We start from the raw sequence: 7,048 nt of genomic DNA, 5'->3' as shown, positions 1-7,048 counted from the left end.
GGGGCGGCACCCAATAACGGCGGGGGGCCGGGCCGCGGCGGCCCCGCCCCCTCCGGTGCGTTCCCGGCCTAGCGGGAGGCTTCCTCCTGCTGGGAAGCGTTGCGGCTGGCCTGCTTGCCGGCCTCGTCCAGCGCCTGTGCCACCTTGGCAAGGGCCGCGGCGTGCTGGCCGTGCCATTCGCTGCGGAACTTGTCGGCGTCCGGGCCCTTCCAGTCGGTGCCCTCGAGCACCTTGGTCAGCAGGGACTTCTGCTTCTCGATTTCATTCGAACCAGCCTGAAGCTTGGTGCCCAAGTTCTTCAGCTGCGCAATGTCTGCACCCCAAATAGCCATTACATTTCTCCTTTAATCAACGGACCCGATTCCAGTCGGCATCCCCAGCGGCCTCCGGCTCGTCCGGAAGATCCATTGCCTAAAAACTATCTTCCGGCCCGGAAGAGTGTCGATGGGCAGCGCTCCCCATGGAGTCCTCCCCACGGTCAGATGCCCCGCCCGACGCGGGACCGGAAGGGTCGATCCTCGGCGTTCCAGAGCCTAGCATGGGGGTATGTGCCGGAATATCCGAACCCTCCACAACTATGAACCGCACGCCACGTCCGAGGAGGTCCACGCCGCGGCGCTGCAGTACGTCCGAAAAATCAGCGGCAGCACCAAGCCCTCCAAGGCCAATGAGGAGGCGTTCGAGCACGCCGTGCACGAGATAGCGCACGTGACCCAGCACCTGCTCGAATCCCTGGTGACGCACGCTCCCGCCAAGGACCGCGACGAGGAAGCGGCCAAGGCGAAGGCCCGGGCGGCCGTCCGGTTCGGGACGGCCTGAGGTTTGGGCACCGGGCGCCCAAGTGAGTAGCAGGTGAGGGCGTTCCCAGCGCTGGGAACGCCCTGATCTGCTACCTGGTTGGGTGAAGCTGCCGGCCGAAGCGGCGCAGCCTCAGGGAGTTGGCCACCACCAGCACCGAACTCGCCGCCATGGCCACGCCGGCCACCATCGGATTGAGCAGGCCCGCGGCCGCCACCGGAATGCCCACCGCGTTGTAGAAGAAGGCCCAGAACAGGTTGGTCTTGATGGTGGCCAGCGTGTGCCGGGACAGCTCGATCGCGGTGGCCACCTGGCCCAGGTCGTTGCCCATCACGGTCAGGTCTGCGGCTTCGATCGCCACGTCCGTGCCGGAGCCCATAGCGATGCCGAGGTCGGCCTGCGCCAGGGCCGCGGCGTCGTTCACGCCGTCGCCTGCCATGGCCACCGTCGCGCCGCCGGCCTGCAGCCGGCGGACGGCTTCCACCTTGCCCTCGGGGAGGACGCCGGCGAAAACATCGTCGGCGGCGATTCCGACGGCGGCGGCCACCTGGGCAGCGACCGCGGCGTTGTCACCCGTGAGCAGCATGGGCCGCAGGCCCAGGGCCTTGAGGCGTGCCACAGCCGCCTTCGATCCCTCTTTGACCGTGTCCCGCAGCTCAATGATGCCGGCAGCCTCGCCGTCCACGGCCACCCAAATGGCCGTCGCACCTGACTCCTCGGCGGCGCGGAATGCCTGATCCTGTGCCGGCGTGACTCCAACGCCGTTGTCCCGCAGCCATCCGCTCCGGCCGGCAACCACCAGTTGGCCCTCAACGGTTCCCGCCACTCCGCCGCCGGGGGCGGAGCGGAAGCCGACGACGGCGGGATGGCCGGCGTCGTCGTCCGCTTCACTTCCGTTCTGGCTGGTGTACGACCGGTGGCCCGTGGCGGGAACCACGGACCTTGCGGCGGAAGCGATCGCCACGGCGATCGGATGCTCCGACGCCGACTCGACCGCTCCGGTGATCCGCAGGACCTCCGGCCCGGTGAACGGGGCAAATCCTGCCACGGCGTCGACGGACAGTTGCCCGCTGGTGACCGTTCCGGTCTTGTCCAGCAGGATGGTGTCCACGGTCCGGGTGTCTTCGAGGACCTGCGGACCCTTGATGAGGATGCCCAGCTGCGCGCCACGCCCCGTGCCGGTCAGGAGGCCCACAGGCGTGGCCAGGCCCAGGGCGCAGGGGCACGCGATGACCAGCACGGCCACCGCGGCGGTGAAGGCCGCGCGGAGTTCCGGCCCCGTGATGTCCGGCCCGGCGGCAAGCAGCCAGCCTCCGAACGTGAGGACGGCGACGGCCAGGACCACCGGCACGAATACCGCGCTGATGCGGTCGGCAAGCCGGGCGATCGGCGCCTTTCCGCTCTGCGCCTGCGAAACGAGGCGGCCCATCTGGGCCAGGGTGGTTTCCGCACCGACGCGCGTGGCCCGGACCAGCATCCAGCCGGACGCGTTGATGGTGGCGCCGGTAACGTTGCTGCCCGGACCGACGTCCACCGGCACCGATTCGCCGGTGACCAGCGAGGCGTCCACCGCCGAGGCGCCGTCCACCACCACGCCGTCGGTGGCGATCTTCTCGCCCGGGCGGACCACGATCAGGTCCCCGACCGCCAGCCGGCTCGCCGGGATCTTCACTTCGGTGCCGTCCTGCAGGATGGTGGCGTCCTTGGCGCCGAGGTCCAGGAGGGCCCTGAGCGCGTCGCCGGCCTTCGACTTGGCGTTCGCCTCCAGGAACCGGCCCAGCAGAAGGAACGTCGTGACCACGCTGGCCACCTCGAAGTACAGGCCGCCGGAACCAGCGCCGCCCATCTGTTCCATGCCCGGGTGTTCGGTCAGGCGGGGGAAGGCGAGGAGCTGCCAGGCGGAGAACAGGTAGGCTGCGATCACGCCGAGCGATACCAGGGTGTCCATGGTGGAGGCGAAGTGGCGGGCGTTTATGGCGGCCGCCTTGTGGAACGGCCACGCCGCCCAGCTGACTACAGGCAGGGCCAGGGCACCGGCCACCCAGCCCCAGTCGGGGAACTGGAACGCGGGGAACATCGAGATCAGGAACACCGGCACCGTCAGGACCGCGGCGACGAGCAGGCGCGGCTTGAGCTCTGACGCTTTGCCGCCGTGGGCCATGTGGTCTTCGCGGCCCGCCAGCGCGTGCCCCGCATGACCGGCCGCCATGGCCTCGTGGTCTTGCTCTGAGCGGTCCCCGTGTGCGGGTCGTCTGATTCGGGCCTTGTAGCCGGCTGAGGCTACCTGGTCTGTGATCTGCTGGTCCGTGATGCCGGCCGGGGCTGTGACGTGGGCCGTTTCCAGGGGGAGGTTGACCGTGGCCTGGACGCCTTCGAGCTTGGCGAGCTTCTTTTCCACGCGGTTCACGCATGAGGCGCAGGTCATGCCCTCAACGTCCAGTTCGATCACCCTGCGGGCGTTGCCTGCGGGATGGTGTTCGGTGCCCATGACTGGTCCTTCTCTGGTGATGCTTGGTGCTCTGGTGGTACCTGGTGCGAACGGGAGTCGGGGCTAGGCCTCGTTGGCCACCACCAGGTAACCGGCCTCGGCCACGGCTTCGCCGATTTCCGAGGGGGAGAGCTTCTGGGTGGAGGTGATGGTGACGGTCGAAACGCCGCCTGCATTGAGGTCGATATTGATATCCTCGACGCCGGCCAGCGCCTCGAGCTCCTCGCTAACGGCGGAAACACAGTGCCCGCAGGTCATGCCTGAGACGTTGACTTTTGTGGAGATGGTGCTCATTGCTGGCTCCTCGTTGCTGCGCTGACGTGGTTGGTCAGCTGGGTGGGTTGTGGTGTGCCGCTAGCGCAGGAGGCGCCCGATGGCACCCGCCGCCTCCTTGACCTTCACGTCGATGGCTTCGGCCCGCAGGTCAGGATCAGGTTCCGAGGCCGCCCCGACAACGCAGTGGCCGATGTGTTCCTCCACGAGTCCCAGGCTGACGGCGTGCAGGGCCTTGGTCACGGCCGCGACCTGCGTCAGGATGTCGATGCAGTACTTGTCCTCTTCGACCATCCGGGCGATTCCCCGGACCTGTCCCTCGATCCGCCGGAGCCGGCGCAGGTACGCATCCTTGTCCCCCGTGTAGCCGTGCTGCGGGGATTCAGTAATAGCTTCTTCGCTGGGCGCCGCCGGCGTCCGTCCTTCGGAAGTCTCCATGTCCTCAAGCTATACCCCTAGGGGGTATCCGTCAAGGAGGGTGCGGGAAGTCACGATGATGCGAAAGTGCTGGTCTGATTGCAGAAAAGTTGTGGCCCGGGCAGTGCGCATGTCAGGGAGGATCTGGTGCCGCGGAGGTCTTTCGGGCAACAAAAAGCTCCGGAGCGCGTTATTGGGGGATACGCACTCCGGAGCAGTCTTTGGGGCAAGCTCTGATCAGCCTGCGTCATCAGCTTACTTGCCGGTAGCCGAGTTGGCCACCGGCTCGAATAACTACTTTGACTTTACTTTTTCGGGCCGTGCTGGCAGGCCTCTGGTCCTGCTATTCCGGCACGTCCTGGTGCGCCGCCATTCGGAACGGGACCACCAGCACGGGCCGGCTCTGGTGGTGGGTGAGCCAGGCAGCCACGGAGCCGTTCAGGAGCTCCGTTATGCGGTGCCCAAAGCCGCGCTCCGGCGTTCCCACAATGATCATGGGAGCATTGACTTCCGATGCCAGCCTGCCGAGGGCCCGGGCGGGGTCCCCGGACAGCGTGCGCAAGGTCCACGCCGGGCCGCCGTCCTGGATGGCCGAGGTGATGGCCGACTTCAGCTCCGTGGTTACCGAGCGGATGTCGTCGTCGTCCCTGTCCGGATGCAGGGAAAGTCGGTGCGCGGACCGCGCGGGATCCCACTCAACCAGGTAGCTTGCCTCATCCACGTAGGCGCAGAGCAGCGGGGCAGACAGTTTTTGGGCCAGGCTGACGGCGGTCTGGAGGACCTCCGGATGCTGGCCCGGAACCGTGCCCACAAGGAGCGGAGGCGGGCCGATGAAGTGCTCTGCATCCATAGTCAATTGTGTGCCCGCGCCGCCAGGAAAGACCAGACCTGCACGGGACCTCCGCCCAGCTCAGTGGCGGTTTTCAGCCCTGTTGCGCAGCTGTGGGCGCACGTGGAAGGGCGGTGATTTTTCCCTTGAATCCCGCGCCTGGTGCGCCTAGTTTGGAGACGTAGAAAGGCGGCGTCCCATGCAGATTCACATGTGGTGGCTTGATCTGGACCTGAAGAGCAAGGAGTGGCTTCGCGAGAACCTGCGGGCCGGCGACGTTCCGGTGTTCGTGATTCAGGGGATTGCCGAGGCCGGCGGCCCACAACCGGATACCCCGCAGGCAGTCCTGACCGAAGCCGAGTGGGATTTCATCGAGACCCAGTCTGAGTTTGTGGACTGACTGGTTCGCGGACGCATGCGCCGGGGCCGGTCAGGCAGCGCGTACCACCGGCAATTCGTCCCAGTGCGTCGTGTAGCGCGGCGAACGCATGCCGCGCTTCATGCTCCAGTCCAGGCCGCTCCTCAAGCCTGCGAACCCGAGGCCGATCGTGGCCCTGCCGTGCTTCCGGCTGATCGCCTCCACCAGCGGGCCGATCCCGCGTTCCTCGTGCGCGTTGGTGAAGAGCTCCAGGGGCTGCTGATTGCCGGACGGCCGCAGGTCGGTGACCATGATGCCGGCACGGGCGTATCTGACGCCGTCCCGGATCGCGGGAAGCAGGGCATGGGCTGCCCTGGTGAGCAGCACCGGATCCGCGGTGGGCATAGGCAGCGGAACGCACACCGAGGGAAACGACTTGTCCTTCGCGTTGTAGTGGGACGTGCCGGCGAACGCGGTGAGGACCTTGGCCTGCAGCCCGTGCCGGGCCAGCCGGGCGCTCGCCCGCTGGGCGTAGACGCTCAGGACCTGTCGAAATTCGGGGACCGACGTCAGGGGAGTGGAAAACGAGCGGGAGAAGATCAGCTGGTCCCGGCCCGCGCGTTCCTCCTCCAGGGGTATGCAGGGTGTTCCCCGCAGCTCCAGCACCGTGCGCATGAGCACCACCGAAAAGCGGTCGCGCACCATCACCGGATCAGCCCGGCTGAGCTCGAGAATGGAGCAGATCCCCATGGCGTTCAGCCGCTTTTCCAACCGGCCCGCAACGCCCCAGACCTCCGAGGCCGGCAGCCGGGACATCAGCAGATCACGCGCCTCCGGGGCCATCGATTCCCAGCGGCACACCCCTCCAAACGCGGGGTTGTTCTTGGCCCACCGGTTGGCCAGCTTGGCGAGCGTCTTGGTGCCGGCGATGCCGACGCAGACAGGTACTCCGACGTTGCGCTGGACCGCTGTCCTGATGGTCCGGCCGAGACCCACCACCTGTTCGGGGCTGCCCTTGATGCCCAGGAATGCCTCGTCGATGCTGTACACCTCGAGCCAGGCTGAGTAGCGCCCCAACAGCTCCATGACCCGGGCGCTGATGTCGCCGTACAGTTCATAGTTGCTGGATCGGGCAACGAGGCCCCACTCTTTGGCTCGGGGGGCGATCTTGAACCACGGGTCGCCGGTGCTGATCCCCAGTGCCTTGGCCTCCGGACTGCGAGTGACGGCGCAGCCGTCGTTGTTCGAGAGCACCACCAGTGGCCTACCCTCGAGGGAGGGGTCGAAAGCCCGCTCCGCGCTGGCGTAGAAGCAGTTCACGTCCACCAGGGCAATCTGCTGCCGTGTCTCAGACATGGTGCAGGCACCTCGTGGCCACGCCCCAGACGGTGAGGTCGGCCAAGGCGGGGACAACGATGTCCGGATACAGCGGGTTGGCCGCCTGGAGCACCACGCCTGCCGCGGTGATCTTCAGGCGCTTGATGGTGAGCTCGCCATCCAGAACCGCGACCACCACGGAACCGTCGCGCGGTTCCAGTGCCCGGTTGACGATCAGTTCGTCGCCGTCGCTGATGCCGGCCTGTTCCATCGAGTCACCGGCCACCCGCACGATGTAGGTGCTGGTGATGTCCTTGATCAGGTGCTCGTTCAGGTCGATCCGACCGTCAAAGTAGTCCTGGGCGGGGGAGGGGAAGCCCGCCGCCACGGCGACCGGGGAGGCCAGCACCAGCCGGAGGGAAAGTCCCGCCTCTACCACGCGGGGACCAATGATCACGCCCACAACACACCTTTTTCGAATGTATGTTCGATAGTTCAGTGTAGTCCACAGGGCTGACAGAATGCAGCCATGCCAGTCGGCGGTTGTGTTCATCACACGTTCGTCGTG

Annotated in this window: 9 protein-coding genes; 2 read left to right on the top strand and 7 right to left on the bottom strand. The window is 66.9% G+C overall.

Going from position 1 to position 7,048, the window contains the following annotated elements:
- Positions 1-68: 68 nt before the first annotated feature.
- A complete protein-coding gene (locus ACFQ50_RS12680) occupies positions 69-332 on the bottom strand; it encodes a hypothetical protein (RefSeq protein WP_307098374.1) in 264 nt (87 codons plus the stop codon).
- Between the two features lie 214 nt (positions 333-546).
- Between ACFQ50_RS12680 and ACFQ50_RS12675 the strand changes: the two genes are divergently transcribed.
- The gene (locus ACFQ50_RS12675; protein ID WP_377995894.1) at positions 547-819 is read left to right on the top strand and encodes a DUF2277 domain-containing protein; all 273 of its coding nucleotides are present in this window, start codon (positions 547-549) and stop codon (positions 817-819) included.
- A 70-nt stretch (positions 820-889) separates the two neighbouring features.
- Here ACFQ50_RS12675 and ACFQ50_RS12670 read toward each other — a convergent pair whose 3' ends face one another.
- From ACFQ50_RS12670 to ACFQ50_RS12655, 4 genes are all read right to left on the bottom strand, one after another.
- Positions 890-3,286 (bottom strand): heavy metal translocating P-type ATPase, encoded by a 2,397-nt coding sequence (locus tag ACFQ50_RS12670; protein ID WP_377995893.1) that lies wholly within the window; start codon positions 3,284-3,286, stop codon positions 890-892.
- 63 nt (positions 3,287-3,349) lie between these two features.
- Complete coding sequence (locus ACFQ50_RS12665; protein ID WP_377995892.1) at positions 3,350-3,580, bottom strand: heavy-metal-associated domain-containing protein; 231 nt, start codon at positions 3,578-3,580, stop codon at positions 3,350-3,352.
- A gap of 60 nt (positions 3,581-3,640) precedes the next feature.
- The gene (locus ACFQ50_RS12660) at positions 3,641-3,997 is read right to left on the bottom strand and encodes a metal-sensitive transcriptional regulator (protein WP_377995891.1); all 357 of its coding nucleotides are present in this window, start codon (positions 3,995-3,997) and stop codon (positions 3,641-3,643) included.
- Between the two features lie 322 nt (positions 3,998-4,319).
- Complete coding sequence (locus tag ACFQ50_RS12655; protein ID WP_377995890.1) at positions 4,320-4,826, bottom strand: universal stress protein; 507 nt, start codon at positions 4,824-4,826, stop codon at positions 4,320-4,322.
- Between the two features lie 178 nt (positions 4,827-5,004).
- Between ACFQ50_RS12655 and ACFQ50_RS12650 the strand changes: the two genes are divergently transcribed.
- Complete coding sequence (locus tag ACFQ50_RS12650; protein ID WP_377995889.1) at positions 5,005-5,205, top strand: hypothetical protein; 201 nt, start codon at positions 5,005-5,007, stop codon at positions 5,203-5,205.
- A gap of 30 nt (positions 5,206-5,235) precedes the next feature.
- On the opposite strand, the gene ACFQ50_RS12645 is transcribed toward ACFQ50_RS12650, so the two are convergent.
- Both ACFQ50_RS12645 and ACFQ50_RS12640 read right to left on the bottom strand, forming a co-directional pair.
- Positions 5,236-6,519, bottom strand: a complete 1,284-nt coding sequence (locus tag ACFQ50_RS12645) for a Y-family DNA polymerase (RefSeq protein ID WP_377995888.1) — start codon at positions 6,517-6,519, stop codon at positions 5,236-5,238.
- Positions 6,512-6,943, bottom strand: coding sequence for a LexA family protein (locus ACFQ50_RS12640; RefSeq protein WP_377995887.1), 432 nt, complete (start codon positions 6,941-6,943; stop codon positions 6,512-6,514). The genes ACFQ50_RS12645 and ACFQ50_RS12640 overlap by 8 nt, the downstream gene beginning before the upstream one ends.
- Positions 6,944-7,048 lie beyond the last annotated feature (105 nt).

It is taken from the genome of Arthrobacter sp. NPDC056493 (assembly GCF_042795115.1).
Taxonomy (GTDB): domain Bacteria; phylum Actinomycetota; class Actinomycetes; order Actinomycetales; family Micrococcaceae; genus Arthrobacter.
Note: the sequence above shows the minus strand (reverse complement) of the source record. Positions and strands in the feature narration are given on the sequence as shown.

Coding starts and splice junctions, on each gene's coding strand:
- ACFQ50_RS12675 (WP_377995894.1), top strand. CDS start 547: ATGTGCCGGAATATCCGAACCCTCCACAACTATGAACCGCACGCCACG.
- ACFQ50_RS12645 (WP_377995888.1), bottom strand. CDS start 6,519: ATGTCTGAGACACGGCAGCAGATTGCCCTGGTGGACGTGAACTGCTTC.
- ACFQ50_RS12660 (WP_377995891.1), bottom strand. CDS start 3,997: ATGGAGACTTCCGAAGGACGGACGCCGGCGGCGCCCAGCGAAGAAGCT.
- ACFQ50_RS12650 (WP_377995889.1), top strand. CDS start 5,005: ATGCAGATTCACATGTGGTGGCTTGATCTGGACCTGAAGAGCAAGGAG.
- ACFQ50_RS12670 (WP_377995893.1), bottom strand. CDS start 3,286: ATGGGCACCGAACACCATCCCGCAGGCAACGCCCGCAGGGTGATCGAA.
- ACFQ50_RS12665 (WP_377995892.1), bottom strand. CDS start 3,580: ATGAGCACCATCTCCACAAAAGTCAACGTCTCAGGCATGACCTGCGGG.
- ACFQ50_RS12680 (WP_307098374.1), bottom strand. CDS start 332: ATGGCTATTTGGGGTGCAGACATTGCGCAGCTGAAGAACTTGGGCACC.
- ACFQ50_RS12655 (WP_377995890.1), bottom strand. CDS start 4,826: ATGGATGCAGAGCACTTCATCGGCCCGCCTCCGCTCCTTGTGGGCACG.